The sequence below is a fragment of the Enterobacter sp. RHBSTW-01064 genome, assembly GCF_014103035.1.
Taxonomy (GTDB): Bacteria; Pseudomonadota; Gammaproteobacteria; order Enterobacterales; family Enterobacteriaceae; genus Enterobacter; species Enterobacter mori.
The window spans coordinates 257,933-284,183 of sequence record NZ_JABXOU010000006.1 but is presented as its reverse complement, the minus strand read 5'-3'; the positions used below and the strand labels follow the sequence as shown (position 1 = coordinate 284,183).

The following is a 26,251-nucleotide window of genomic DNA, read 5'->3' as shown; positions in this document are numbered from 1 at the left end:
GGTATTCACGCTGATTAATAAATGAGCGCCGTCAGAGGTAGAACGATTGCTGTTCCAGCAGGCAGATTTTACGGTGAAACTCCGCCAGGTTCTGGCAGCGGAATTTGGTCATCGCGTTACGCTTGTGGGTATAGATGGTTTTGGGGGATTTATTCAGCAGTTGCGCAATGCGAACCAGGCTGATCCCTTGACTGAGCAGGGTGCACACCCGCAGTTCAGAGCGTGTGAGGTTAGCATCAGGACGGTAGCGCTGGGTGAAATCGGCGTTTCTCAAATGCTGGCTGAGCTGAATTATCGAGATGTTTCCAGCCAGCACCCTGACGCGCCCGGCAGGCAGATAGACGTTGATGTCGTTCACGCGGCATTCGTCCGTAAATATAAGCCAGCCGTTATCGGTGGTCTCTTTCATGATTTGCTCGCGCATGCGCAAGAGGGTTTCCGGGCTGACGCTGTTGAGCCAGAAAATATCAGGACGCGGCGTCATCATCATCGAAATAAGCGTTTTCAGACCAAGCCACAGGAAATAGTTATCGCTCAGAACGATGACGTGAAAGTCGACGTGGGTGCTGCGTGAGAGAGTCATGTCAGGTGTCGCCCGTTAACGTGAGGGAGCCAGAGGGTCCTCATGAAAATCAAAGTAGGGCAATACTCTACATCCTGAGCCTATACTAATATGTATATAGATGAAATTGCATTAAATATAGTGATTTTCTCTGTTTTATAATAAGCATAAAGCTTTTTATAATTTTGAAATTGCCCGGCGGAACGCCGGGCAGAGAGGATATTAACTGTCGCGACTGATAATTTTAATTTCCACCATCCCGATCCCAAGCTGTCGCGGGGAATGGCCGAGGATGTTGCCTTCGTTAGTGGACTGCGGGTCTGGCGGAACGATGACGAGCGTGCTGCTGCGCGACGGATTGTCGAAATGCAGCGTGGTGGTGCTTACGTCATTGCCAAGCGTCAGGATCTGCTCTTTATCCCCCACGCGCACCGGGATAGGGCGGTTAGCATTGGGCCCGAATGCTCTGGCCGTGATCACCAGATCGAATTTTTCCGGCAGCGGATGGGCATACTCAATTTTCACTTCGTCACCCAGCTGGGCGTTGGACCAGCGTCCCCAGGATTCCGGCCGGGAGATGCCGCTGAACTGTTTGACCTCTTCCGGCGCGCCGGCCACGTTAAAGATAAAACTGTCCGCTTTATAGCGAATGTCGTTATCGACAATCTTCAGCATGTCGACGTTACGCTGATAGCGCGCGGTATCGATAACCGTATCGTTAAACGCCGTTTTGCCTTTCCACTGTTTTTTATCAACATGCTGGACGGACTGCTCTCCGCCGAGCTGTCCCTGAGCGACACACCAGTCGGTCGACAGGGCCAGCGGCTGCGACCAGAGCTGGCCCATCTTGTAGCACGCGTCGATCCAGACAAAATTGTCGCGCGGGGCGAAGTCAGCCAGCTGATAACGCAGCGGTGCGGAGTATTCACTTTCCGGCAGCGGTTCGACGCGGTTGTCCGACACGCGCAGCAGCAGCGGCAGGCGGAAGTGACTGCCGGAGAAGGCAATCATTTTTTTATCCTGGTCGATGGTGAAGTCTTTCATCTCTTTCGGGAAGTTCCACAGGCGGATGATATCCGGCTTCCACGCCAGGATTTTCTCCTTCATGTTGAGGAACACTTCTGAGAGCGATTGCCCGGACAGCGTACTGCGGCCAAGGCCAATAAAGTTATCGCCGCCCAGTATGTCCAGCACCGTGGCGCCGTTATCCATCGAGTTACGCTTGGTGGCGATCACCTCTTGCTGAGGCTGGTCGCCGCGCAGGATGAAGAACAGGTTGCTGCGGTCCTGCTTGTTAAGCTCATCCCAGGCGCTGTTTTTCATCGCCAGATGGTCAGACGACACCACAATCACCGTGTTTTTGAAATACGGCGAGGCTTTGATTTTGTCGATCAGTGCGGCGATATGTTCCTGGCTGCAGGTGACGGCGCTAAATGACGTATTACTCTTGCCATTGATGTCATAATTTTTGCGTTTACAGGTACGAGAGACAAATCCATCCGGATGATGGGTATCCACGGTCAGGGCGAAGAGCGAGAAGCGTTTGCCCGCGCGGGAGAGTTCCTCGAATTTTTGCCAGGTCTCGTCCAGTACCGTATCGTCGTAGAAGCCCCAGTCGTTACGGTAGCTCGGGTCCGCGACGAGGGTTTTTAACTCTTCAGAGCCGTAGAGGTGGTCAAAGCCGTGTGATTTCAGGAACACATCTTTGCCAGCGAAACGCAGGTTTGCGCCCTGCATAAAGTAGTTTTCGTAGCCGGAATTTTTCAGGATATCGCCAAGACAGACATTTTGCGGGAAGAAGCTCGACATGGACGCCGAGGCGTTGCCCTCAAAAGGCGCGAACAGCGGGATACCGCACTGCGACGCAACCATACCGGCGATGGTGTAATCGGTGCCGGGTAACTGCATGGTGTGGCTGAAATCGAGACCTTCGTTTTTCAGGGGCCCCAGATCCGGGGTCAGGTTCGGGAAGGCATCGTTATCAAAATAGGTGCGCTCCAGGCTCTCGCCGTAGATATAGACGAGGTTGAGCTTCGGATTGTCGATCTTCTTCGCGGGTTCTTTGTAATACGCCACGAAATCGGGGTCACCCTCGCGCGACTGGGATTTCACCAGTTCGGTGATTTGGTGGAATGCCGGGCTGGCGTCAACAGAGGCCAACGCCAGGCACAGCGCCAGCAGACTGTAGCCATGATGGTGCGGGTGATGGCGACGACGACGCAGCACCCAGGCAAGGGAACCAAAAATAGCAACCAGAGCAAATACCACGCCCAGACCGGGAAGTATGTACTTACCAACCCCTGCGCCCGTCAGGCTATTCGTCAGGGTGTAGAGTACCGCATCATTAATACCGTCACCGGTAAAGTAATCGCTGGCGTATAACGTAATGTTCAAAACAATAAAAATGCCGAGCACCACCAGCGTGGCAATAAACCACCAGGTGTTTCGGCCCGCTTTCCAGGCGTAAACGCCAACGGAAGCCAGGAAAAGGATAAGGGACATTAACTCTGACAACAGCATATCCTCATGACGCCAGACGCTTTGCTGGCTAACTGATTATTTTTTGGGTAATACAATGTAATGGCGATGTCGTTTAGCTGCAATTTTAGTGTCACGAAAGTGTGCTGTTGTTAGGATTTGGTTTAGAAAATCGTTTTTTTGAAGGCGGTCGCATCCTGGCATGCGGACGCTGAGACGGTGGTAAGGCAGGAAAACAGTCGTTTAACGCCGCGCCGTAAGACTAACGTAACAAACGCGGCATGTTGTGGCAGAAAATGGGGTCAATCAGGAGATGAAATTAACGCCTTGCTTCAGCACCAGATCGCAGGCTTTGGTTTTCACCTGTTTTGCCAGAGAGGAGTTACCGATGGTGCTCAGGTTCAGCTGCTGACCGTTTTGCGCATTCAACAGGCCCTGAATACCGTCCATATAGTTGGTGTCCGCTTTCTGCTCCTGCGTGTCCAGACCCAGTTTACCCAGCACCTGGTTTTTTACGTTTTGCGCATCGGTGACGGAAGCCAGCTTCTGCTTCGCACAATATTCCAGGATCCCCGCCGCGTTGTTCATCGTACCCGCGCTCAGGCTCTGGGAGCTGTTACCCAGCAGGCTGGTGAGGGAAGAGGCAGACAGTCCCCCCTGCGTGCTGCCGCTCTCTTTGGTCAGTTCGTTGGCTGCGCTGGAAAGTGACTCCTGCCATGACGCTGCCTGCGCCGCGCTGGTTGCCAGCAGTGCACCGAAAAGTGTGCTGATAAGTAACTGTTTTTTCATAATGGCTTTCTCAAAAAGGTCCGTTTAGGGCCGGAAGTGGTTCCAGTATATACCTCCGCGCCGCGCGCGATTCCTGGAACTGTCTTAATACTCTTTGCCGGTGACGCGGCTGCGATAACTTTCCCAGTCAAAGATGACGTACAGGCTGTTGCCGAGCTTCATGCGATCCATTACGCGTTCTCCCAGCAGACGGGTCATTTCGTCGATATTGTGGTTTGTCAGCATTCCGGTTGGTCGCTTGGACGAAGAGCGGCGGTCAACGATCTGGTTGATGATGACTTTTTCATAGCGGGATTCCGTCTGAACGCCAATCTCGTCGATGACCAGCAGGTCAACGTTGCTCAGGTCATTAAGCAGCTGTTCTTCGCTGGTTTCGCGGTTGCTGAACGTCTCTTTCATGGCAGACATGATATCGGCCACGGTGATGATCAATACGGATTTACCCCGCAGCAGCAGCTCGTTGCAGATGGCCGCTGCAAGGTGGTTTTTCCCGGTGCCGGGCTTGCCGCTGAAAATGAAGCTGGCGATGTTGCCATCAAACTCGTCCACGTACTGACGTGCCTGACTCAGCGCATTCATTTGTCCCTGCGACTCGACGTTGTAGTTATCAAACGAGCAGTTCTGATGAAGCGGGCGGATACCCGAGCGGTTAAAGGTGCGCTGCATTTTCATCGCACGGTTCTCACGGGCGAGCGCCGCCGCACGTATTTCACCTTGCTCTTTTTGCCACGCCAGCAGCTCTTCACCCGTTGTGAAGGCTGGCTTCACGTTAGCTGGCATCATTTTTTGCAGACGTTTCATCAGGTCGCCGACGTTCTTCATTTCGCACCTCGGAATCCATTAGGGATCTGTTTGTCCGGTTCAGAAAACGCGTTGATATCGCGCTTGGGCTGGCCATTGTTGCTGGCGCGGTTGATTTGAATACTGCGCGCGAGCTTTTGCTGCCACTGCACATGGTGAAACACTTTTCCTTCCGCCTGCCAGTAAGCGGTAAACGCGGCCAGCTCTTCGGGCGTGACCGGCTGCGAGAGCGCAATCCCCCACAGTGCCGCCTGGCGCTGAAAATCGGCATCCGGTTGCCAGCCCGCGTACATGGGGAATTTCCCCATCGGTATGGCAACGGGCGCGTTTTCCGGTTCGTCGAAGAACTGGTTATCCAGGGTGACATCACTGGCCGGGCGCGACAGCCGCGATTCGATATCCAACAGCTGCGCCAGACGTTCCGGCGTGATTGCGTAAAACGCCGGGGCGTTATCGGCAAACACGGCGAGGGTACCGCCTTCGGCATTGGTCAGCACGCCGCGGGGATCGCGCATAAAGGCATCAATGCCAGCAATGCTGGTGGTCAGGATTCTGGAGGACATAACGCTATCTCTACTGGGTTACTACGGGCGTGATATGGGCTTATGGTAGCACAGAGAGGGGAAAGGAAAGGAGGGGATTTCCCCGGTGGCGCTGCGCTTACCGGGGCTACAGTTGTAGGCCTGATAAGCGCAGCGCCATCAGGCAGTTATCACGCGATGATGTTCAGCGTAACGTCGATATTGCCGCGCGTGGCGTTAGAGTATGGGCAAACGATGTGCGCTGCATCCACGAGTTTTTTCGCTTCCGCAGGATCCATACCTTCAACGTGAATGTTCAGCTTCGCTTCGATACCAAAACCGGTTGGCAGCGGGCCAATGCCGACTTCACCTTCGATAAACGCCTCTTTCGGCAGCGCGAATTTGTCACGAGCGGCCACAAACTTCATCGCGCCCAGGAAGCAGGCGGAGTAGCCCGCAGCGAACAGCTGTTCCGGGTTGGTCACTTCGCCGCCCATGCCGCCCATCTCTTTTGGCACACCCAGTTTAACGTCCAGGACGCCGTCGGAAGAGGTCGCGCGGCCGTCACGGCCTCCGGTGGCTTTGGCTTTGGCATTGTAGACAACTTTTTCTAAAGACATGGCAGGTTCCTCATCTTACATTTATGTGTGCTATTAAATAGCGTGCGATATATATAGGTAAAGAAAGACGCATAAAGTATAGCCTTACGCGTGGTGTAACTGTTGTCGCAAAAGCTCAAGCTGCTGCTTAAGCGCCAGCATCGTGTCGGTATCGCATTGCGCTGCGCACCCAACCGCGTGAGGGATCCCCACGGCCTGTTGCTGGAGTGCACGCCCGGCATCGCTCAGGGTGACCGCAACCTGGCGTTCGTCTTTACGGGAACGGTGGCGGTTGATCAGCCCGGCGCTTTCCAGACGCTTTAACAGCGGCGTCAGCGTGGCTGAGTCAAGAAACAGCCGTTCGCCAATCTCCGACACCGTCACGTCATCCTGCTCCCAAAGTACCAGCATGACCAGGTACTGCGGGTAGGTCAGGTTCAGCGGTGCCAGCAGTTGCCGGTACAGCTTGTTAAGCGCCAGGTTTGCCGAGTAGAGGGCAAAACAGAGCTGGTTATCCAGCAGCAGCGCCGCATTGGTGTCGTTCGTTTTTGCGTTCATGAGATGAATATAGATAGTGCGCGATATAATTGCAAGCTATTTTATGGGCACGTATAGCGCAGTGCCACCTGGACCGCCATTTTGCGGTAGTGCTGACGCTGCGCGGCTTCGTCTGCTCCCTCTTCGAACAACAGCGTAAAGGTGTAGCTGTTGGCGACATAGTGGAAGCTGAAGCTGCTGATCAGACGGTGAAGGTCGCGCGCGTCTACCGTCTGATTGAACAGCTGCTTCTCTTTCCCGCGCTGCAGAATGGCTTCCAGCAGTTCCAGCGCGCTGCGGTTAACCTGGCGCAGGTAGCTGGACTGCTGCATGAAGCGGCCGCGCTGCATGTTCTCCATACAGATGATGCGAATGTAGTCCGGGTGGTCGGCGTGGTAGTCAAAGGTCGCTTCAACAAGATGAACCAGCGCTTCTACCGGTGGCATACCGGCAAGTCTGAGCCGTTTCTCACTGGCGCGGATCTGGGTGTAAACGTACTCCAGGGCCAGAAGATACAGGTTTTCTTTATTCTTAAAGTGATATACCACCATCCGTTTGGTCGTGCCGGCTTTCTCGGCGATTTGCTCCATGCGGGCACCGTTTAGCCCATATTCGGCAAACAGCGCAATAGCGCTCTGGAAAATGTTTTCCTTCAGGCTGCCTTCATTGTGTTCCGGGTTTTCGCTGCCAGGGTTAGCCACATCCTTTCCTTATCGTCACCAAACAGAATGCAGGGATTATTACCATGGCAGCGTGATAACACAAATCTCAAACGCGCGGGCGCTTGCGGTAAAGCCACAAGCCGGGAATCGACAGGCCGATGGAGAGCGCCCCGACAATGGAAGACGCCTTCAGGAAGTTGCTCAGCAGGAGGATCATTTGCGGCTCGGTGTAACCAAAATGGCTGATCTTTACCGCTGAAATCATCGCGGTATAGGCGGAGATGCCCGGGAACATCGGAATAACGGCCGCCACGGTAAAGACCTTTGGATGCGCCAGATACCAGCGCGACCACTGAATGCCAATGCTGCCGACCAGCATCGAGGCTATAAACGTTGACCATTCGATGTTGAAACCAGCCGTCATCATGACCATACGTGAACCGTGACCAATGGCACCCAGCAGTGCACACCAGGGCAACGCCCGCTGCGGCACGTTGAACACCATTGCAAAGCCGACGGCGGGAATGGCGGCCAGAAGCATGTCCTGCGCCAGCGCAAAGAGAAATTCGATTATGCCCATCCGCGTAACCCCCACAGCGTCATCGCCATGACCACGCCGATGCAGGTGGCGAGCGTCAGAAGACTGGCTATCGCCCAGCGCGCCAGGCCGGTATTGATGTGCCCTTTAAACATGTCAGCCACGGCGTTAATCAGCGGGAAGCCCGGGACCAGCAGAAGCACGCTGGCGGCCATGGCAATCGTCGGGGTGTTTGCAAATTGCGGCAGGCGCAGCAGCAGGCCAGAAACCGTAGTGGCGACAAAAGCGGTAATGCAAAAGTTAATTTGCGGGTGCAGTTGCCGGTGGGTCAACAGCTGGCGGACATACATGGCGATACTGCTGGCGAAAAAGGTGATAATGGCACCGTCCCATCCGCCCTGGTTGAGTTTGCAAAAACAGGCGCACGACAGCCCAACCATGACCACCACCAGCCAGCGCGGATAGCGTAACGGTTTAATTTGCGCGAACCGTTTCTCAATGTCTCTCAGATCCAGCAGCTTATGCTCAGCAAGAATGACGATGTGCTGCACTTCCGTCACGACGTGCATATTGATGCCGCGATCGTGATTTTTACGGGTGGACGTCAGGCACTGCCCGTCTTTTATGGTGGTCAGTACAATGGCGTTTGACGAGATGGAGCTTTCGACGCTGTCCATGCCGAGCGCCACGCCAAGACGCGTTGAGAGTTCCTCGACAAGGGCGCTTTCAGCCCCGTGCTGTAAGAGAAAAAGCCCACATTGAATACATATCCGCGTCGTTGCGCGTTGTGTTGACCGATCTTGCATGTATTGCCCTGAAGAGAGGATGGATAGCTTGCCTGTTGGCCCGGAATGCCTATTTTTAGCACAAAGTGCGGTGCCACTTGCTCTGGGTCAGATCAAGATTTGTGCAAACAGCCTCACGAGCGAGAGTGAAGGAAAGCGATTAAGAATATTTATTTTGTGAATATTTAGAAGGTAAAAATATATCTCGCATATATTAAGTATTTCTAATTTTATATTTTCGTTCTTTTCAGCTAACTGTAATTAAATTCGGTTGTTATTTATGAGATATTAACCCTGTTTTGGGCATTTCTTAATCTTGTAAAGATTTTCTTAAAATTAGCATTATTTATGGTGTGTGCACTCAGGGATGAAATAATTTTATCTCAATGCGTTTTATCGCTATTTAGAAAATGAAGAATGGACTCGGAGGTTCTATGTTGCCATTGAAAGGTAAACACGGAGTTGTGATTAGTAAGATACCGGTTATGCAATCCGGGCTTGGTGGGGTGATGGTACGCCATTTCCCCGAGTATGAACTGACCTTTTGCCGCTCGATTCAGGAGCTAACACTGCTGCAACTCCGCCGCGCCAGTGTGGTTGTTGCGGATATTTCTGGTGATTATCGAAATCCTCGCGGTACGCTCGAGCAATATTACGGGCTGCTGAATCAGTATCGGGATATCCATTGGATCTTTTTAGTTTCCCGCCCCCTTTACCCTCTGGCGGTAGAATTACTCATGCGTCCTGAAAGCACCTTGCTGTCAGATATGGAACCGATCGACGGGGTCATTAATGCTATTCGTGCCGGAAGTGAACGCGCAGAACGCATTAGCCAGACGTTGTTAATGCCAGACACTCCAGAGCCTGAAGACGAGTCCGAGAGCTTTATCGCGCTAACTCACTCTGAGCGCAAAGTATTGCGACTGCTGGGGAAAGGCTGGTGTATTAATCAAATCGCGACGTTATTGAAGAAGAGTAACAAAACGATCAGTGCACAGAAGAACAGTGCGATGCGCAGGTTGTCCCTGCGAAGCAATGCCGATATGTATGCCTGGATCAGCAGTACACAGGGGATGCGAGAACTGAGTTTAATGTCGGCCTATGGAGAGTTTGAGGAATGGAAGAGACCGCAGCAACAAGACATATCGCCGTCATCGAAAATTGCGTAATGAGTGCTGTTGGGCTGCAGCATATTTTTGCTTTGCCGGCATTCAGCAGCTATCAGGTCCACCTGTTTAGTCGATTCGCCAGTTTTAAAGAGGCACTTTCCCAGACCGCGTTTTATTCGGTTATTTACTCATTATCCGATGCGCGTGAGGAGCGTCGTAACTGTCTTGCGAGTCTGCGTGATCTGATGTTCTCACACGGCAATATCCAGCGTATTGTCCTGGCGTCCGATGATGTAGAAGCGAGGCTGATTTGCCATCTTTCTCCGGCACGCCTGCACGGGATAATCAGTAAATCGGTGTCGCTTGAGCAGTTGATCGAAGGCATGGTGACCTTTCTTAACGAAACGCATCGTGTAAACGACAACATGTACAATCACTGGTATGTGAATCAGAACCGCATGTTGAGCCCCACCGAACGGGCAATTCTGCGTTATATGTCGTCGGGCTATTCCATCCCTGAAATCGCGACACAGCTTGAGCGCAATATTAAGACTATCAGGGCGCACAAGTTCAATGCGATGGTAAAGCTCGGGGTCAATTCTGATGTGGGATTACTGGATGCAGCAGATATCCTCGCTCATCTTCCCGCCCGGGAGCCGCGTCGCTCGGCGTTGAGTGTTCCTTCATTCTCTTAGCTGTTTGTCATGCGCCAGAACGCTTCTGGCGCAACAATCAAATGCAGACATCCACCCATTTTGCTGCAGTCAGTTCTGCCATTCTGTCGGGGGAAATACGTACGGCGCTATGAATTGCACCGGCAGCAGGCAGTACTTCAGCGTACTGTTTCAGTGAAACGTCGCAGAAAACCGAAAGGGGATTCTCCAGTCCGAAAGGGCAGACCCCACCCACGGGATGACCCGTAACGGTGACCACTTCGTCACTGCTCAGCATGCGCGCTTTTGCGCCGAATGCGTCTTTCAGTTTTTTGTTATCCAGCCGCGCGTCACCTTTGGCCACCACGAGAATAACTTCGTTTTTAACCTTTAACGATAGCGTCTTGGCGATTTGACCCGGTTCAACGTTATGCGCTGCAGCAGCCAGGGCCACGGTCGCGGTGCTTTGGCTAAGCTCGATGATTTCGACATCGGGTGCGTTGTCGGCAAAAAACTGCTGTACAGACTGCAAACTCATTGTTTCCTCCTGACAAATATCCTGCGTAATCTGTCATAAGCCTTTAGGTTCTGTAAATATCTCTTCAGTAACAATTATCCTGTTGAGCCGATTTATGGATCGCCTTCACATTCACAGAAACCGGTTACAGTAACCGGTTGCAGAGCGTGAATCAGAGATTAATACTGAGAATGTAACGTCCCTGTATCCAATAATAAGAGCTAATTATGAAACCATTTCTTCTGAGCAGTACCGCTGGTACGCAAACCGGCAAGGTTGTGAAGCTGATTTATGGAACAACGTGTGGCGCGAATTCGCCCGTAACAAACGTCTGACAGGAGAGCTGCTATGTCTGCCAACCATGCTGCGTTTAATCTGATATTCCGTTTCGTTGAAAATTACGTCAGTCCGATTGCCGGGCGAATCTCTTCCCAGCGTCATGTTATGGCCATTCGTGATGGATTTATCTCAGCGATGCCTTTCATGATTGTGGGTTCATTTCTGCTGGTGTTTGCTTACCCACCGTTCTCACCTGATACGACCTGGGGTTTTGCTCGCGCCTGGCTGGATATGGCGAAGCAATTTGAAGGGCAAATTCTCACCCCGTTTGATATGACGATGGGCATTATGTCCATTTATATCTGTGCGGCCATCGCCTACAACCTGGGCAAGCATTATGTGAAATCTCATCAGCTTGACCCGTTCATGTGCGCCATGCTGTCGCTGATGGCGTTTCTGCTGGTTGCTGCGCCGAAAACCAAAGGCACTCTGCCTGTCGACAGCCTCGGCGGAACGGGGATCTTTACCGCCATTCTGGTGGCGGTTTACTGCGTCGAAATGATGCGTTTCCTTAAATCGCACAACATCGGTATTCGCCTGCCAGACCAGGTTCCTCCGATGATCAAAAACTCTTTTGATCTCCTGATCCCGGTGCTGGTGGTAGTGTTAACGCTCTATCCTCTGAGCCTGCTGATTCAGTCTCAGTTTGGTATGCTGATCCCACAGGCTATTATGTCGATCTTCAAACCGCTGGTGTCCGCTGCTGACTCGCTGCCTGCTATCCTGCTGGCGGTATTGATTGGTCACTTGCTGTGGTTTGCGGGTATCCACGGGGCTGCCATTGTCTCCGGGATGCTGCAGATGTTCTGGCTGACCAACCTGGGCGCTAACCAGACCGCGCTGGCGGCAAGCCAACCTCTGCCACACATTTTTATGGAAGCATTCTGGACGTTCTTTATTGTGATTGGTGGCTCTGGCGCAACGATGGGGCTGGTGATCTGCTATCTGCGTAGCCGCTCTGCACACCTGCGTTCAATTGGACGTTTGAGCGTGGTGCCCAGCTTCTTTAACATCAACGAACCCGTCATCTTTGGTACGCCGATTGTCATGAACCCGGTGTTCTTTATTCCGTTCCTGCTGGCACCGATGGTAAACGCCGTGCTGGCCTGGGCGGCGATGACGTTTGATCTGATTGGTCGCGTTATCTCAGTAGTTCCCTGGACAGCCCCTGCTCCGATAGGCGCGGCATGGGCGCTGGGCTGGGACTTCCGCGCGGCTATTCTCGTCGTTGTGCTGGCCTGCGTATCGGCCATTATCTACTACCCGTTCTTTAAAGTGTACGAGAAGCAGTTGCTGGAACAGGAAGCGGAAGAAGCGCAGCGTAATGCGGAAGAGGAAAATCAGCAGGTAGCCTGAGTCGTTTGTGCCGGGTGGCGGCTGGGCCTTACCCGGCCTACGTTTTGAGGAGCTGTAGGCCCGGTAAGCGAAGCGCCGCCGGGCAATAAACGGCACTACTTCAGCGTGCAATCCCCGCACTGCTGAACGTCAGGCAGGCGATTGCGCTGACAGCAGGTCCGACGCACCAGAAGGCCGTCACGCGGGACGACGGTACGGAATAAAGGGTTATCCCGCCCATCAGAAAGCTGTTTTGCAAAGAAACAGGACTGGCGCAGGGCATCCACTTTCTCATCGCCCAGCAGCGGTTTCATCTCTGTCAAATACCAGTGGATCAGATAACCAGTATTACTCCAGATAAGCTTTCCATTAATTTCTCCCGTCTGCTCAAGCACGTCAATTACCGGCATCAATGCCTGAGTGATGAGCTGTTCCATGCGCTCCTGAGCTGAGCGTTGCCCGGCACGCATATCTTCATGAACGTCAATCCAAAAGCAGGCCGCACGCCCGGTTTCGTGGAACTCAACGTGGAAATGTTCCGGGGAGAGATCCAGCATCGTGTCCTGGGTTAACAAGGCCACCATGATCGGCGGGACCATCAACCCGATGTACCATTGCGCCCAAAGAGAGAGCAGGGGTTTATTTTCCCGCGCAAGGGTCGGTTGATTGCGATAGATATGGTCGGAATACGCCGCCAGCAGTGACTGGCGTTCTGCCGGACGCTGCCATTCGGCAAGCGTCATGGTGTTATGCGGGTGAGGCTCATCCAGCTTGATAAAATCCAGCAGATGCGCGCGGGTATCGGCAATCCTGTCACGAATAGCATCCGCAAGCGTAGCGCTCCCTGTGGAGAGAGGGGCTCGCCAGAGAAGTGAGTCAACGGCTTGTGCGGTACGTGTTGCCATAAGGATAGGAATCTAAATGATAATGATTGCCAATCCTAACTATAGATAAAAACGATCGCAAGCCTTTTGTCCTGAATGTGGGATGTCGGGCTTAAGCTGTCTGCAACTCGTCGCTGAGCAGGATGTTATTACGCCCCATGTGCTTCGCTTCGTAGAGGGCTTTATCCGCTTTCTCCAGCGCGCCTTCCGGGTCATCGTCATCGTAGATGGCAATACCGATACTGATGGTGACGTTTGTTGCCACGCTTTCGTTGAACATATGCGGGATTTTTAAATCGTAGACCTTCTGGCGGATGCGCTCAGCCGTCTGGCGGGCATGATCGAGCGAGATGCTCGTCAGCAATACCATAAACTCCTCACCGCCAAAGCGCGCGACGATATCACGCGAGCGTACGGCATCACGGATCGCCGCTGAGACGCGGATCAGCGCCTGGTCGCCCATCATGTGGCCGTAATGGTCGTTGTATGCTTTAAAATGGTCGATATCCAGCAGCAGAACGAAGTGTTCACCGTTATCGACTCTCGGCAGGTTTTCCAGTCGGCTTTGCAGGCCGCGACGGTTATACAGGCCGGTGAGCGGGTCCATCATGCTGAGATCGGAAAGCGTCTCGCGTTCTTCCAGGAGTTGGGAAAGAAGCGTCTGAGCAAAGCGATCGTTACGTTTTTGCAGGATGTTATGTATGCCAATCGCCGCCACCGGGAGGGCAAAGGAGTAGATCATTCTCAGCCAGCTTTCATGACTGCCTAACCACAGGCAGGCAATAAAGGCGGGTAATGAATGAAGGGTAAATGCCTTGATATTACTGGCAAATGCCAGAGAGCCAATAAAAAGCACCGTTAAGAGTGCCATGACTAAATAGGTCGCCCGATCGTGCGTAATTAACGAAAATTTCGAGACAATTTGCCAGGCCCACAAAATACCGAAGATCGCTGAAACGACGGGAATATTGATTTTCCGGGTTCTCTCTTTCCAGTGCCAGGCGAACAATCCCGTGCTGAGAATAAAAATAGCCACCAGGGGGAACGAGAACAGGCGTACAGAATAGAGCGGGTTTGTTACCGAGAACACCGCTGAGGCTGCATTCAGAAAGAGAAATAAACGTAAAGATAATTGATATTTGCTGTTGACCAAAGACCGCCAGGATTGTGATGTCATAGTAATGCTTTTTTATTAATATTTAATTAAAACAAATGAATAGGTGTTGTTAGAAAATAGTAAAAGCAAAAAAGATGAATAGTAATTATCAGAAAATCTTTATAGGGAGTTAACAGATGAGCAATTTATCACCTTAGACATTTCCTGTCATTATGGGAAAGGTAAAGGTCGATGGATTTTGATGATGAATGCTGACAAATGATAATTGTTATCATATGATATTGGTTATCATTATTGATGCGAAAGGGCAAACCATGTTGAGCAAAGCGCTGGGAAGTGGTTGGGGAGTGTTGCTGCCTGGGGCAATTATTGGCGGTCTGTTGTTTGCCGATCTCTCCATCGATATCTGGAAAGCCATTATTGCTTCAGGGCTGTTAGTCACGTCAGGGATGATCTGGCATAAGCAATTACGGCACTTTGTGCTGCTGCCTTCATGCGTTGCGCTGGTCAGTGGAATACTGGTAATTCTGATGAGTTTGAAATAACAGGAAAAAAGAGGGACTTCAGAGGAACGTAAGATAATTGGTGCGAGGGGGGGGACTCGAACCCCCACATCCGTAAGGACACTAACACCTGAAGCTAGCGCGTCTACCAATTCCGCCACCTTCGCACAGTCATCTTACTCTTTTTGATATCGCCTCGTTGGTGCGAGGGGGGGGACTCGAACCCCCACATCCGTAAGGACACTAACACCTGAAGCTAGCGCGTCTACCAATTCCGCCACCTTCGCCCAGTGCGAGCAATATCAACGTGATTTATGGTGCGAGGGGGGGGACTCGAACCCCCACATCCGTAAGGACACTAACACCTGAAGCTAGCGCGTCTACCAATTCCGCCACCTTCGCATACCATCGATACTGTAAAAGTATCGTAACCACGGAGGCGCATTCTAGATGTTTTCAGCTTTACGTCAACTGAAAAGTGCGCACCTTTTATTGATTGCTGCAAAAATGGCCGGAACTGAGACGCCTGCTCGCCGGATGGCGCTTGCGCTCATCCGGCCTGCATTGCATGGCGAATTATTTCTTCGCCTGACGCGTCATGACGGTGCGGTAGACTTTGAAGCGACCGGTCTGGGCGATCACCTCATGGAAGCCAAAGGTTTCGTCCAGCACTTTCGGGTACGCCAGGAAGGCGTTCGCCACGATACGCAGCTCGCCGCCGCTGTTAAGGTGACGGGTTGCACCACGGATCAGCGTTTGTGCCGCTTCAAGGCTGGTTTCCATACCGTCGTGGAACGGCGGGTTGGAGATAATCATGTCGAAACGACCGGTAATGTCAGAGAAGACGTTGCTGGCGACCACTTCCCCTTCAATGCCGTTTGCGGTAAGCGTTGCGCGGCTGGCTTCTACCGCCGGGGCGCTGACATCACACAGGGTTAAACGCACTTTTGGCGAATGGCTGGCAAGCACGGTAGAGAGCACGCCCGCGCCGCAACCCACGTCCAGTACTTTGCCTTTGGTGTGCGGCGTCAGGGTAGAGAGCAGCAGTTTGCTACCCGTATCCAGCGCGTCACGGCTGAACACGCCCGGCAGGGTTTTGATGGTCAGGCCGTCAAGCTGGTACTCGTCCCAGTAAGCCTGTGGATCAAACGTTGTCTGTTTTTCCAGACGGCCATGGTACAGACCACAGCGGCGGGCGCTGTCGACTTTATTCAGCGGCGCGTAGCCTTCCAGCATCTGTTCAGCGCTACGCACGCCGCTGCGGTTTTCACCGACCACGAAAATATCGCAGCCAACGGGCAGCAGGGAGAGCAGGTTCATCAGCTGGAACTGGGCTTCCGGTTTGTTCTTCGGCCAGTAGTAGATCAGCGTGTCGCAGTCGGCAACGTCGCTCTGTTCTGCCACCAGGCTAAAGCGCGCACGCTCGCCCATCTGGCGGCTCAGCACCTGCCAGTGGTGGTAGTATTGCGTATGGGCACGGCTTTCAGCACAGTCGAAACGCGCAGGCAGGTCATCCTGCATATCTCCGGCAAACAGAATACGGCTTTGTTCGAAATCATCACTGTGGCGCAGCAAGACTTCACTTGCCGGGGTAAATGCAGACATGAATTGTTCCTCAATAAACTCAGGCGGGGATTATAGTAGGTAGATGGCGCACTTTCGACACATTTGCTATATTTGCGCGCCTGAGAGACAGGAGTTTTCCCTATGACATCCCGACGAGACTGGCAGTTGCAGCAGCTGGGCATTACCCAGTGGGCTTTGCGTCGCCCGACGGCGTTGCAGGGCGAAATCGCCATTTCCATCCCTGCGCACGTACGTCTGGTGATGGTGGCGGAAGAACTGCCTGCCCTGAATGAACCCCTTATCGGTGATGTCCTTCGCAGCCTGAAGCTGACGGCCGACGAGGTTTTACAGCTGACGCCAGAGCGTGTCACGATGCTTCCTCCCGAAAGCCGCTGTAACAGCTGGCGCATCGGGGAGATAAGCGACATGCCTCTCCAGGGGAGCCAGATCTGCTCGCCAGCGCTGGACGAACTGAAAGCCAACCCAAAAGCGCGAAGCGCGCTATGGCAACAAATCTGCGAATATGAACACGATTTCTTCCCTCACGACGTCTGACCTGACCGCCGCGTTTGCGATTGAAACACGCGCCCACGCCTTTCCGTGGAGCGAAAAAACCTTCGCCAGCAACCAGGGCGAACGGTACCTGAACTACCGCCTGGACGTTGACGGCACCTTGGCCGCCTTCGCGATTACGCAGGTTGTTCTTGATGAAGCGACGCTGTTTAACATCGCCGTTGATCCCGCGTTTCAGCGCCGTGGGCTGGGAAGAGAACTGCTCGAGCACCTCATCCGTGAGCTCGAAACCCGTGACGTTTTCACCCTGTGGCTGGAGGTGCGTGCGTCGAATGTCGCCGCCATCGCGCTCTATGAAAGCTTAGGCTTTAACGAGGCGACAATCCGCCGTAACTACTACCCCACCACAGAGGGACGTGAAGACGCCATCATAATGGCCCTGCCGATTGGATAACGAAAAATAAGGTTGTAACGATGAAATGGGACTGGATTTTCTTTGATGCCGACGAAACGCTGTTTACGTTCGATTCGTTCGGTGGCCTACAGCGGATGTTTCTCGACTATAGCGTGACCTTCACCGCTGAAGATTTTCAGGACTATCAGGCGGTGAACAAGCCGCTGTGGGTGGATTACCAGAACGGTGCCATCACTGCGTTACAACTTCAGCACCAGCGCTTTGACGTCTGGGCGGAACGTTTAAAGGTCAGTCCGGGGACGCTGAACGAGGCGTTTCTGAACGCGATGGCGGATATCTGTGCGCCACTGCCGGGCGCGGTTTCTCTGCTGAATGCGTTAAAAGGCAAGGTAAAACTGGGGATCATCACCAACGGTTTTACCGCCCTGCAGCAGATCCGCCTCGAGCGCACCGGCCTGCGCGATTATTTCGACGCGCTGGTGATCTCCGAAGAGGTGGGCGTACCGAAGCCGGACCCGCGTATTTTTGACTACGCGCTGACGCAGGCTGGCAATCCTGACCGCGATCGCGTCCTGATGGTGGGGGATACCGCAGAGTCTGATATTCTTGGCGGCATCAACTCCGGCCTGTCGACGGTCTGGTTGAATGCGCATGGTCGTGTGCAGCCGGAAGGCATCGAGCCGACCTGGACCGTCACGTCATTGAACGAACTGGAGCAGCTCCTGTGTAAACAATGATTGCCTGCCCCCTATTGATGGGTAAAATAGCCGCAATTTTGTATTTCATGATGCGTGGCGTGCTGCCGCGCTTATAAAAGAAGATTTAATTATGACGTTGTCTCCTTATCTGCAAGAGGTGGCCAAGCGCCGCACTTTTGCCATTATCTCGCACCCGGATGCCGGTAAAACGACCATCACCGAGAAGGTGTTGCTGTTCGGACAGGCGATCCAGACTGCGGGTACCGTTAAAGGCCGTGGCTCCAGCCAGCACGCAAAATCTGACTGGATGGAGATGGAAAAGCAGCGTGGTATTTCGATTACCACCTCCGTGATGCAGTTCCCGTATCACGATTGCCTGGTGAACCTGCTGGACACCCCGGGCCACGAAGACTTCTCTGAAGATACCTACCGTACCCTGACGGCGGTTGACTGCTGTTTGATGGTGATCGACGCCGCGAAAGGGGTAGAAGACAGGACCCGTAAGCTGATGGAAGTCACCCGTCTGCGCGATACGCCGATCCTCACCTTCATGAACAAACTCGACCGTGACATCCGTGACCCGATGGAAGTGATGGACGAAGTCGAAAGCGAACTGAAGATCGCCTGTGCGCCAATCACCTGGCCCATCGGCTGCGGTAAGCTGTTTAAAGGGGTTTACCACCTCTATAAAGACGAAACCTACCTGTATCAGACCGGTAAAGGTCACACCATTCAGGACGTCCGCGTCGTCAAAGGCCTGGATAACCCAGAACTGGATACTGCCGTCGGTGAAGAGCTGGCCGCGCAGCTGCGCGACGAGCTGGAGCTGGTGAAAGGCGCCTCCCACGAGTTCGATAAAGAGCTGTTCCTGGCGGGTGAAATCACCCCGGTCTTCTTCGGTACCGCGCTGGGTAACTTCGGCGTTGACCATATGCTCGACGGTCTGGTGGAGTGGGCTCCACGCCCGATGCCGCGTAAAACCGACACCCGTGAAGTGGAAGCGCAGGAAGAGAAGTTCACCGGCTTCGTCTTTAAAATTCAGGCCAACATGGACCCGAAACACCGCGACCGCGTGGCCTTTATGCGCGTGGTGTCCGGCAAGTATGAGAAGGGCATGAAGCTGCGCCAGGTGCGTACCGGGAAAGATGTGGTGATCTCCGACGCGCTGACCTTTATGGCGGGCGACCGTTCGCACGTTGAAGAAGCCTACCCGGGCGATATCATTGGTCTGCATAACCATGGCACCATCCAGATCGGTGATACCTTCACCCAGGGCGAAATGATGAAGTTCACTGGTATTCCGAACTTCGCACCGGAACTGTTCCGTCGTATTCGCCTGCGCGACCCGCTAAAGCAAAAACAGCTGCTGAAAGGCTTGGTTCAGCTCTCCGAAGAGGGCGCCGTGCAGGTGTTCCGCCCAATTTCGAACAACGACCTGATCGTTGGCGCGGTCGGTGTGCTGCAGTTCGACGTGGTGGTTGCGCGTCTGAAGAGCGAGTACAACGTGGAAGCGATCTACGAATCCGTAAACGTGGCGACGGCGCGCTGGGTTGAGTGTTCTGACGTGAAGAAATTCGAAGAATTTAAGCGTAAGAATGAGATCCAGCTGGCGCTGGATGGCGGCGATAACCTGACCTATATCGCCCCAACCATGGTAAACCTGAACCTGACGCAGGAACGTTATCCTGACGTTCAGTTCCGCAAAACCCGCGAGCACTAATTCCCTCTCAGAGCACGGCTACCGCCGTGCTCTTCTTTAATTCCTGTCTTATTAATCCCTTGCGGAATGTTCTTAATTCATGGCAATTTCACGCCTTTTGCTCATTTTCTATCCGATTCTGAAAGCGACACTGTGAGAGTGATCTATATTTAACTCAGTGTTTAGCACCGGGCGTGGATGAATAAACTGTTCAATGCATGACTTTAGGTTCTCCATTTCACCCGTGTGCTTATTCGCGAAATATAAAACTAGTAATAAAGGACGTTTGTCGCTCGAATGACGAGCAAAACACAGGAATACATCGATGAATATGACAAGACTGAAGATTTCTAAAACTCTGCTGGCGGTGACTCTGGGTAGCGTTCTGGTTAGCGGTTCTGCCCTGGCGGAAAGCAGCACCATGGATAAAGCACAGTCCACTGCCAACACCGCAGGGGAAAAAATCGATAGCTCTATGAATAAAGTCGGTAATTTCATGGATGACAGCTCCATCACAGCAAAAGTGAAAGCCGCACTGGTGGATGATGAAGCCATCAAGAGCACCGATATTTCCGTTAAGACCGACAAGAAAGTCGTCACCCTGAGCGGCTTCGTGGAAAGCCAGGCTCAGGCCGAAAAGGCTGTTAACGTGGCGAAGGGTGTCGAGGGTGTCGCATCGGTTAGCGATAAGCTGCACGTTCGCGACGCTAAAGACACCTCCGTGAAGGGTTATGCCGGGGATGCGGCAACCACCAGCGAAATCAAAGCTAAACTGTTAGCAGATGACATCGTGCCTTCCCGCAAGGTGAAAGTAGAAACCACAGATGGTGTGGTGCAGCTTTCCGGCACGGTTGATTCCCAGGCACAAATCGAACGTGCCGAGTCTATTGCGAAAGCGATTGATGGTGTGAAAAGCGTTAAAAACGATCTGAAAGCGAAGTAAATCTTCACCATTCGCCCGTCTGGCTGAGGCCTGCGGGCGAAATAAGAACGATTCTGGAAAAACGCCGGTGAGTGACCTGAGCGCTCACGTTTAGCGGCCGACATTAACTATGGTAAAGGAGAAGCTTATGTTTCGTTGGGGCATTATATTTCTGGTTATCGCGTTAATTGCCGCCGCTTTGGGCTTTGGTGGATTGGCGGGTACAGCGGCATGGGCAGCAAAAATTGTCTTCGTCGTTGGTATTATTCTGTTCCTGGTCAGCCTGTTTACAGGTCGACGCCGTCCTTAGCAAAACGCAATATTTCATAAACAAAGTAAAGCCAGTCCTCGTGACTGGCTTTTTCTCGTTTGAGAACCTGATGGGATGGCGTTACTGTGTCTGAACACAATAATGAAAACAGGAAGGCAGAGGTGGGGCAGCGAATTCCCGTTACGCTCGGCAATATTGCGCCGCTGACGTTAAAACCGTTCCGCACGGGTCAACTTGCACTGGTTTGTGAAGGTGGCGGCCAGCGCGGCATTTTCACCGCGGGCGTGCTGGATGAATTTATGCGCGCGCAGTTCAACCCGTTTGACCTCTACTTCGGTACCTCTGCCGGGGCACAGAACCTCTCCGCTTATGTCTGCAACCAGCCCGGCTACGCGCGCAAAGTGATTATGCGCTACACCACGGCAAAAGAATTTTTTAACCCGGTGCGCTTCGTACGCGGCGGGAACCTGATCGATCTCGACTGGCTACTGGATTCCACGTCCAGTCAGATGCCGCTGGCGATGGACACCGCCGCCCGTCTGTTTGATGCCGGAAAAGAGTTCTGGATGTGCGCCAGCCGGGGTGATGATTATTCGCCGGGTTACTTTTCGCCGCAGAAAGAGAACTGGCTGGATATTATCCGCGCCTCCAGCGCGATTCCCGGTTTTTATCGAACCGGTGCGCTGCTGGATGGCATCAGCTATCTGGACGGTGGGATCAGTGACGCGGTGCCGGTACAGGAGGCCGCCCGACGCGGGGCGAAAACCATCGTGGTGATCCGAACCGTACCGTCGCAAATGTATTACACGCCGCAGTGGTTCAAACGCATGGAGCGCTGGCTGGGCGACAGCAGCCTGCAGCCGCTGGTGAACATCGCGAAGCAGCATGAAACCACCTACGGCGCGATGCAGCGCTTCATTGAAAAACCGCCGGGTAAGCTGCGTATTTTTGAAATCTATCCGCCTAAGCCGCTGCTGAGCATGGCGCTCGGCAGCCGTATTCCTGCGCTGCGCATGGATTACAAGACGGGAAGACTGTGCGGACGTTACTTCCTGGCGACGGTGGGGAAAATGCTGGCTGAACAGCCGCCTCTGCATCGGCATAAACGCATTATCACCCCGCCAGCGATTGTCGCCAACGACCCGCTGACCGTGCCGCTGGTGGATATTCCCCAGGCGAACGATGTTCCACTGGATAACGAGGATCTGGCGTGACGCACCGCTTTGTCGATACCCATTGTCACTTTGATTTTCCCCCCTTCACCGGCGACGAGGTGCCGAGCATCGATCGCGCCGCACGGGCGGGCGTCGACGCGATTATTGTGCCCGCGATTGAAGCGGCGTATTTCGAACGCGTGCTCGATCTCGCCCGCCGTCACGACGCGTTGTATGCCGCACTGGGTTTGCATCCTATCGTCATCGAACATCATCTGGACGAACATCTCGACAGGCTGGACGCTGTTTTGCAGACGGCGGAGAAGAAACTGGTTGCCATCGGTGAGATCGGCCTCGATCTTTATCGCGAGAACCCGCAGTTCGCGCGCCAGCAGACGATCCTCGACGCGCAGCTCAGGCTGGCGAAGCGTCACGATCTGCCGGTGATCCTCCATTCGAGACGCACGCACGATAAGCTGGCGATGCACCTGAAACGCATCGATCTGCCGCGAAGGGGCGTCGTACACGGTTTCTCCGGCAGCCTGCAGCAGGCGCAGCGTTTTATCGAGCTGGGCTATCACATTGGCGTCGGTGGCACCATTACCTATCCGCGCGCCAGTAAAACCCGTGACGTGATGGCACGGCTGCCGCTGTCGGCGCTGCTGCTGGAAACGGATGCGCCCGATATGCCGCTGAATGGTTTTCAGGGGCAGCCGAATCGCCCGGAACAGGCGGCGCGCGTGTTTACCACCTTGTGTGAACTGCGACAGGAGCCTGAAGAGGTGATTGCTGATGCGCTGCTTGAAAACACCCGTTCGGTATTTGGCATCACGCTATAGATAAAGCGCCGGACGGATCACCGTTATCTTCTGCTTTTCCAGCGCCCGCGCCAGCGGTTCAACGTCGTCGGGCGTGGCGCTGCGCCATGACGCCGCCTCACCGTAAACGCCATGCGCATGAAACGCATTGATGCGCACCGGCACATTCCCAAGCCCGTGGATAAAGGTCGCTAGCGGTTTGAGATGTTCCAGGTAATCACACTGCTCTGGAATAACCAGCAGGCGAAGTTCCGTCAAACGGTGGCGATCTGCCAGCCAGCGGATGCTCTGCTTAATCTGCGGGTTTTCGCGCCCGGTCAGGAAGCGGTGATGCTCGTTCCCCCACGCCTTGAGATCCAGCATCGCGCCATCCAGTACCGGCAGCAGCTTTTGCCAGCCGGTTTCGCTTAACAGACCGTTGCTGTCGACCAGACAGGTCAGGTGGCGCAAGGCGAGATCGGCTTTGATCGCGGTGAACAGGGCAATCAAAAACGGCAGTTGCGTTGTGGCTTCACCGCCGCTCACGGTGATCCCTTCGATAAAGGGGGCGGATTTGCGGACCTGAGTGAGGATCTCTTCCAGGCTGAAGCGGTGCGCCATAGGCGTTGCCTGCTGCTGGCACAGGTGAAGGCAGGTATCACACTGGTGGCAGTCACTCTCCTGCCACCAGACGCGCCCGGCCTGAAGGGTCAGCGCATCGTGCGGGCAGTGGGGCACGCAGTCGCCGCAGTCGTTGCAGCGGCCGATCGTCCACGGGTTATGGCAGGTTTTGCAGCGCAGGTTACAGCCCTGCAGGAACAGCGCCAGGCGGCTGCCCGGCCCGTCCACGCAGGAAAAAGGAATGACCTGACTAACTAAAGCGCATCTGCTGTTCATGGCTTATCACGCGCGGCTGACGTTCCAGAATGCGGGTATTGCGTGCGGCTTCTTCCCCCAGCCACGTAGTGTTGGTTCTCGAACCCGCTTCCCGATATTTCTCCAGATCCGATAATCGCACCATATAGCCAGTGACGCGTACCAGATCGTTACCCGCCACGTTAGCGGTAAATTCACGCATACCGGCCCTGAACGCGCCCAAACAAAGCTGAACCACCGCCTGAGGATTGCGTTTGACCGTCTCCTCCAGAGTGAGAATATCGCTGATCCCGGCGTGATAGTGCTTGTGATGCGGCGCAACGGCCAGCAGATGGCTGATAGGATCCGGCTCGTCGCCGTAAGGCAGACGCGCGCCCGGCGTGGTACCCGAGTCCGAACTGATCCCCGACTGCGCATGCAGCATCGCGCGATGCTTCCAGCCGTGCTTCACCGGTGTGTTTTCAACGAATGCCGCGAGCTGCTCGCTGATGCGATACCCCAGCGCGTTAGCCTGTTCGTCTTTACCGTAACGCCCCTCGATGCCTTCCTTCTCGCAGAGCACGTTCACCGCTTCCGCCAGACCGTACATGCCAAACATCGGCACAAACCGATCGGCGTCAATCAGCCCCTCTTTCACCAGGAAGCTATTCTCAAAGAAGCCAGATTGCGCATACAGGAAATCGCAGCGCGCATCGATGATGGCGATTTGCTGCTGGCAGTAGTGCGGGAGCGTGCGGGTAAAGAAGTCTTCGGCAGAAGCGCTGTATTCGGCAATGGCCTTAAGGTTAAGGCGTACAAGGGTGCTGCCACCGCCTGCAAGCGGCAGAGAGTTGTAACAACTCACCACGCCATAGCGACCTTTTGTGAAAATTTTATCATTCACCGGACCATTGGAAACATGCGGTTTACTGCATTCACATATGTTTTTCGCCACCTCAAGCAGCAAATCGTCCGGGGTGATATCGGGATCGTAGATAAAGGTCAGATTCGGCGAAACCTGCTTCAGCTCTGCATCAGCGCGCAGAATGGCGCGTGTGACGGGGGTATCTGCCGGGCCGATATTGGCGTGCATAAAGGCATCTGGCAGGGTTCTGTCGAGATAGCGCCAGAAACGTTTTATTCGGCTATCGATCTCTTCTTGTGTTAGAATTCTAACATATGGGTTCAGAATGGCATCCAGCTGGCCCAGATAGACGGGCATCGATGTGACGGACGGAACATGGTGATAAAGGATGGTTAACAGCGAGAGGGCGTCATCAAAGTCTTTCGCCCCTTCCAGCTCCAGCCATTCTGAACCGTTAGCCAGGAATTTTTCATAATCCGGCAGAACGTAGCGCGGTTTGTAAGGCGCATGGCCTTCGAACATGTCGCAGATAAAACCCTCGTCCAGCGCGGCGCGTGCTGCCTGCGGCAGGGCGGGATAGGGAAGATCGTTTTCCGCTTCCAGCGCCAGAAAATGACGTTTTTGCTCAGGCGTTAACACCGGGCTTGTCACAATGTGCTGGCAACGTTGTTGCAGGGCGTCGAGGCTGGAGTGGGGCATGTGCGCTTCCTTTAATATTCTGCGGATGATGAACAGATTGTAGAAAGCCAGCCTGTTGGGGCTTTTGATCCGACAGGGGGTATCGCTGCTTTAGTCAGCAGTTAGCGCGATAAAGTTTGAAGAAGATCTCATTACAGTAATGCAAATTTGTACGCAGTTTTCATTAACTGTGATGAATGTCGAAGTGTGGATGCGGGTGAATGTTAGAATACTCACAGACCCGCAAGGTAAAATTTATACGGCACTGCCGTTGGAGAATGTTATGACCGATTTAACTGCAAGCAGCCTGCGCGCGTTGAAACTGATGGACCTGACCACCCTGAACGATGACGACACCAATGAAAAAGTCATCGCCCTGTGCCATCAGGCGAAAACGCCGGTGGGTAACACCGCAGCCATCTGTATTTACCCGCGCTTTATCCCGATTGCCCGTAAGACGCTGAAAGAGCAGGGCACGCCGGACGTGCGCATTGCAACCGTAACTAACTTCCCGCATGGCAACGATGATATCGAGATTGCGCTGGCAGAAACCCGCGCGGCGATTACTTACGGTGCAGACGAAGTGGACGTGGTGTTCCCGTACCGCGCGCTGATCGCGGGCAACGAGCAGGTCGGTTTTGACCTGGTGAAAGCCTGTAAAGATGCGTGTGCGGCGGCAAACGTGCTGCTTAAAGTGATCATCGAAACCGGCGAACTGAAAGAAGAGGCGCTGATTCGTAAAGCGTCTGAAATCTCCATTAATGCCGGTGCTGATTTCATCAAAACCTCAACGGGTAAAGTGCCGGTTAACGCCACCCCGGAAAGCGCGCGCATCATGATGGAAGTGATCCGTGATATGGGCGTGTCCAAAACCGTTGGTTTCAAACCTGCGGGCGGCGTGCGTACCGCTGAAGACGCGCAGCAGTTCCTGGCGATTGCCGACGAGCTGTTCGGCTCCGACTGGGCCGATTCCCGTCACTACCGCTTCGGCGCGTCCAGCCTGCTGGCCAGCCTGCTGAAAGCGCTGGGTCACGGCGACGGTAAGAGCGCAAGCAGCTACTGATTGCCAGACAATGCCGGATGACGCTT

At 53.8% G+C, this 26,251-nt stretch carries 29 protein-coding genes and 3 tRNA genes; 13 read left to right on the top strand and 19 right to left on the bottom strand.

Annotation, left to right across the window (positions count from 1 at the left end):
* Positions 1-31: 31 nt before the first annotated feature.
* The 10 genes from HV355_RS18755 to HV355_RS18710 form a co-directional block, all read right to left on the bottom strand.
* Positions 32-583, bottom strand: coding sequence for a LuxR C-terminal-related transcriptional regulator (locus tag HV355_RS18755; protein WP_182402967.1), 552 nt, complete (start codon positions 581-583; stop codon positions 32-34).
* 201 nt (positions 584-784) lie between these two features.
* Positions 785-3,076: a phosphatidylglycerol--membrane-oligosaccharide glycerophosphotransferase gene (gene opgB, locus HV355_RS18750; RefSeq protein ID WP_089601372.1), complete on the bottom strand. Its 2,292-nt coding sequence runs from the start codon at positions 3,074-3,076 to the stop codon at positions 785-787.
* 270 nt (positions 3,077-3,346) lie between these two features.
* The gene (locus HV355_RS18745; protein ID WP_100165522.1) at positions 3,347-3,829 is read right to left on the bottom strand and encodes a DUF2501 domain-containing protein; all 483 of its coding nucleotides are present in this window, start codon (positions 3,827-3,829) and stop codon (positions 3,347-3,349) included.
* Between the two features lie 84 nt (positions 3,830-3,913).
* Positions 3,914-4,651, bottom strand: coding sequence for a DNA replication protein DnaC (dnaC, locus tag HV355_RS18740; RefSeq protein ID WP_010427177.1), 738 nt, complete (start codon positions 4,649-4,651; stop codon positions 3,914-3,916).
* Complete coding sequence (gene dnaT, locus HV355_RS18735; RefSeq protein ID WP_182402965.1) at positions 4,648-5,193, bottom strand: primosomal protein DnaT; 546 nt, start codon at positions 5,191-5,193, stop codon at positions 4,648-4,650. The genes dnaC and dnaT overlap by 4 nt, the downstream gene beginning before the upstream one ends.
* Before the next feature lie 149 nt (positions 5,194-5,342).
* The gene (locus HV355_RS18730; RefSeq protein ID WP_182402963.1) at positions 5,343-5,771 is read right to left on the bottom strand and encodes an organic hydroperoxide resistance protein; all 429 of its coding nucleotides are present in this window, start codon (positions 5,769-5,771) and stop codon (positions 5,343-5,345) included.
* Positions 5,772-5,855: 84 nt separating this feature from the next.
* The gene (locus HV355_RS18725; RefSeq protein ID WP_182402961.1) at positions 5,856-6,308 is read right to left on the bottom strand and encodes a MarR family transcriptional regulator; all 453 of its coding nucleotides are present in this window, start codon (positions 6,306-6,308) and stop codon (positions 5,856-5,858) included.
* A 41-nt stretch (positions 6,309-6,349) separates the two neighbouring features.
* Positions 6,350-6,988, bottom strand: a complete 639-nt coding sequence (locus HV355_RS18720) for a TetR family transcriptional regulator (protein WP_148400838.1) — start codon at positions 6,986-6,988, stop codon at positions 6,350-6,352.
* Between the two features lie 67 nt (positions 6,989-7,055).
* Positions 7,056-7,529 carry a threonine/serine exporter gene (locus tag HV355_RS18715; protein WP_120159169.1) on the bottom strand — a complete coding sequence of 158 codons (474 nt, stop codon included), beginning with the start codon at positions 7,527-7,529 and terminating at the stop codon, positions 7,056-7,058.
* Positions 7,520-8,293, bottom strand: coding sequence for a threonine/serine exporter ThrE family protein (locus tag HV355_RS18710; RefSeq protein ID WP_126816023.1), 774 nt, complete (start codon positions 8,291-8,293; stop codon positions 7,520-7,522). The genes HV355_RS18715 and HV355_RS18710 overlap by 10 nt, the downstream gene beginning before the upstream one ends.
* 413 nt (positions 8,294-8,706) lie before the next feature.
* Between HV355_RS18710 and HV355_RS18705 the strand changes: the two genes are divergently transcribed.
* Both HV355_RS18705 and bglJ read left to right on the top strand, forming a co-directional pair.
* Positions 8,707-9,441, top strand: a complete 735-nt coding sequence (locus HV355_RS18705; protein WP_182402959.1) for a LuxR C-terminal-related transcriptional regulator — start codon at positions 8,707-8,709, stop codon at positions 9,439-9,441.
* Positions 9,441-10,076, top strand: coding sequence for a DNA-binding transcriptional activator BglJ (bglJ, locus tag HV355_RS18700; RefSeq protein ID WP_120159171.1), 636 nt, complete (start codon positions 9,441-9,443; stop codon positions 10,074-10,076). Before HV355_RS18705 ends, bglJ begins: the two co-directional genes overlap by 1 nt.
* 37 nt (positions 10,077-10,113) lie before the next feature.
* Here the strand turns inward: bglJ and HV355_RS18695 are convergent, their stop codons facing one another.
* The gene (locus HV355_RS18695) at positions 10,114-10,572 is read right to left on the bottom strand and encodes a YbaK/EbsC family protein (protein WP_042714997.1); all 459 of its coding nucleotides are present in this window, start codon (positions 10,570-10,572) and stop codon (positions 10,114-10,116) included.
* A 327-nt stretch (positions 10,573-10,899) separates the two neighbouring features.
* Here HV355_RS18695 and HV355_RS18690 point away from each other — a divergent pair, with 327 nt between their 5' ends.
* Positions 10,900-12,246, top strand: coding sequence for a PTS sugar transporter subunit IIC (locus HV355_RS18690; protein ID WP_126816022.1), 1,347 nt, complete (start codon positions 10,900-10,902; stop codon positions 12,244-12,246).
* A gap of 95 nt (positions 12,247-12,341) precedes the next feature.
* On the opposite strand, the gene fhuF is transcribed toward HV355_RS18690, so the two are convergent.
* A complete protein-coding gene (gene fhuF / locus HV355_RS18685) occupies positions 12,342-13,130 on the bottom strand; it encodes a siderophore-iron reductase FhuF (protein ID WP_108417150.1) in 789 nt (262 codons plus the stop codon).
* Between the two features lie 91 nt (positions 13,131-13,221).
* Positions 13,222-14,286, bottom strand: a complete 1,065-nt coding sequence (locus HV355_RS18680; protein WP_089601011.1) for a GGDEF domain-containing protein — start codon at positions 14,284-14,286, stop codon at positions 13,222-13,224.
* Positions 14,287-14,501: 215 nt separating this feature from the next.
* Between HV355_RS18680 and HV355_RS18675 the strand changes: the two genes are divergently transcribed.
* Entirely contained in the window at positions 14,502-14,771 is a 270-nt protein-coding gene (locus tag HV355_RS18675) for a DUF1435 domain-containing protein (protein ID WP_182403023.1), read from the top strand.
* Positions 14,772-14,809: 38 nt separating this feature from the next.
* On the opposite strand, the gene HV355_RS18670 is transcribed toward HV355_RS18675, so the two are convergent.
* The 4 genes from HV355_RS18670 to rsmC all read right to left on the bottom strand — a co-directional run bounded on the left by HV355_RS18670 (position 14,810) and on the right by rsmC (position 16,334).
* Positions 14,810-14,896: transfer RNA gene (locus HV355_RS18670), tRNA-Leu, on the bottom strand.
* 33 nt (positions 14,897-14,929) lie between these two features.
* Positions 14,930-15,016: transfer RNA gene (locus tag HV355_RS18665), tRNA-Leu, on the bottom strand.
* A gap of 28 nt (positions 15,017-15,044) precedes the next feature.
* Positions 15,045-15,131, bottom strand: a tRNA-Leu gene (locus HV355_RS18660).
* 174 nt (positions 15,132-15,305) lie between these two features.
* Positions 15,306-16,334 (bottom strand): 16S rRNA (guanine(1207)-N(2))-methyltransferase RsmC, encoded by a 1,029-nt coding sequence (rsmC, locus tag HV355_RS18655; protein WP_120159173.1) that lies wholly within the window; start codon positions 16,332-16,334, stop codon positions 15,306-15,308.
* A gap of 102 nt (positions 16,335-16,436) precedes the next feature.
* On the opposite strand from rsmC, the gene HV355_RS18650 reads away from it, so the two are divergent.
* From HV355_RS18650 to HV355_RS18615, 8 genes are all read left to right on the top strand, one after another.
* Positions 16,437-16,850 carry a DNA polymerase III subunit psi gene (locus HV355_RS18650; protein ID WP_182402957.1) on the top strand — a complete coding sequence of 138 codons (414 nt, stop codon included), beginning with the start codon at positions 16,437-16,439 and terminating at the stop codon, positions 16,848-16,850.
* Complete coding sequence (gene rimI, locus HV355_RS18645) at positions 16,819-17,262, top strand: ribosomal protein S18-alanine N-acetyltransferase (RefSeq protein ID WP_148400833.1); 444 nt, start codon at positions 16,819-16,821, stop codon at positions 17,260-17,262. The genes HV355_RS18650 and rimI overlap by 32 nt, the downstream gene beginning before the upstream one ends.
* Before the next feature lie 20 nt (positions 17,263-17,282).
* Complete coding sequence (gene yjjG / locus HV355_RS18640; protein ID WP_010427143.1) at positions 17,283-17,960, top strand: pyrimidine 5'-nucleotidase; 678 nt, start codon at positions 17,283-17,285, stop codon at positions 17,958-17,960.
* A 91-nt stretch (positions 17,961-18,051) separates the two neighbouring features.
* Positions 18,052-19,641, top strand: a complete 1,590-nt coding sequence (gene prfC / locus HV355_RS18635) for a peptide chain release factor 3 (protein ID WP_010427141.1) — start codon at positions 18,052-18,054, stop codon at positions 19,639-19,641.
* A 304-nt stretch (positions 19,642-19,945) separates the two neighbouring features.
* Positions 19,946-20,563, top strand: a complete 618-nt coding sequence (gene osmY, locus HV355_RS18630) for a molecular chaperone OsmY (protein WP_108417146.1) — start codon at positions 19,946-19,948, stop codon at positions 20,561-20,563.
* A gap of 127 nt (positions 20,564-20,690) precedes the next feature.
* Positions 20,691-20,852 (top strand): DUF1328 domain-containing protein, encoded by a 162-nt coding sequence (locus HV355_RS18625; RefSeq protein WP_003856556.1) that lies wholly within the window; start codon positions 20,691-20,693, stop codon positions 20,850-20,852.
* A gap of 122 nt (positions 20,853-20,974) precedes the next feature.
* Positions 20,975-22,027 carry a patatin family protein gene (locus tag HV355_RS18620; RefSeq protein WP_126816015.1) on the top strand — a complete coding sequence of 351 codons (1,053 nt, stop codon included), beginning with the start codon at positions 20,975-20,977 and terminating at the stop codon, positions 22,025-22,027.
* A complete protein-coding gene (locus tag HV355_RS18615; protein ID WP_182402956.1) occupies positions 22,024-22,806 on the top strand; it encodes a TatD family hydrolase in 783 nt (260 codons plus the stop codon). The genes HV355_RS18620 and HV355_RS18615 overlap by 4 nt, the downstream gene beginning before the upstream one ends.
* Here HV355_RS18615 and HV355_RS18610 read toward each other — a convergent pair.
* Both HV355_RS18610 and HV355_RS18605 read right to left on the bottom strand, forming a co-directional pair.
* Positions 22,801-23,661, bottom strand: coding sequence for a YjjW family glycine radical enzyme activase (locus HV355_RS18610; protein WP_182402954.1), 861 nt, complete (start codon positions 23,659-23,661; stop codon positions 22,801-22,803). The genes HV355_RS18615 and HV355_RS18610 overlap by 6 nt on opposite strands.
* Positions 23,636-25,183, bottom strand: coding sequence for a YjjI family glycine radical enzyme (locus HV355_RS18605; RefSeq protein ID WP_148400830.1), 1,548 nt, complete (start codon positions 25,181-25,183; stop codon positions 23,636-23,638). Before HV355_RS18605 ends, HV355_RS18610 begins: the two co-directional genes overlap by 26 nt.
* Positions 25,184-25,445: 262 nt before the next feature.
* Here HV355_RS18605 and deoC point away from each other — a divergent pair, with 262 nt between their 5' ends.
* Positions 25,446-26,225: a deoxyribose-phosphate aldolase gene (deoC, locus tag HV355_RS18600; RefSeq protein ID WP_220470750.1), complete on the top strand. Its 780-nt coding sequence runs from the start codon at positions 25,446-25,448 to the stop codon at positions 26,223-26,225.
* Positions 26,226-26,251 lie beyond the last annotated feature (26 nt).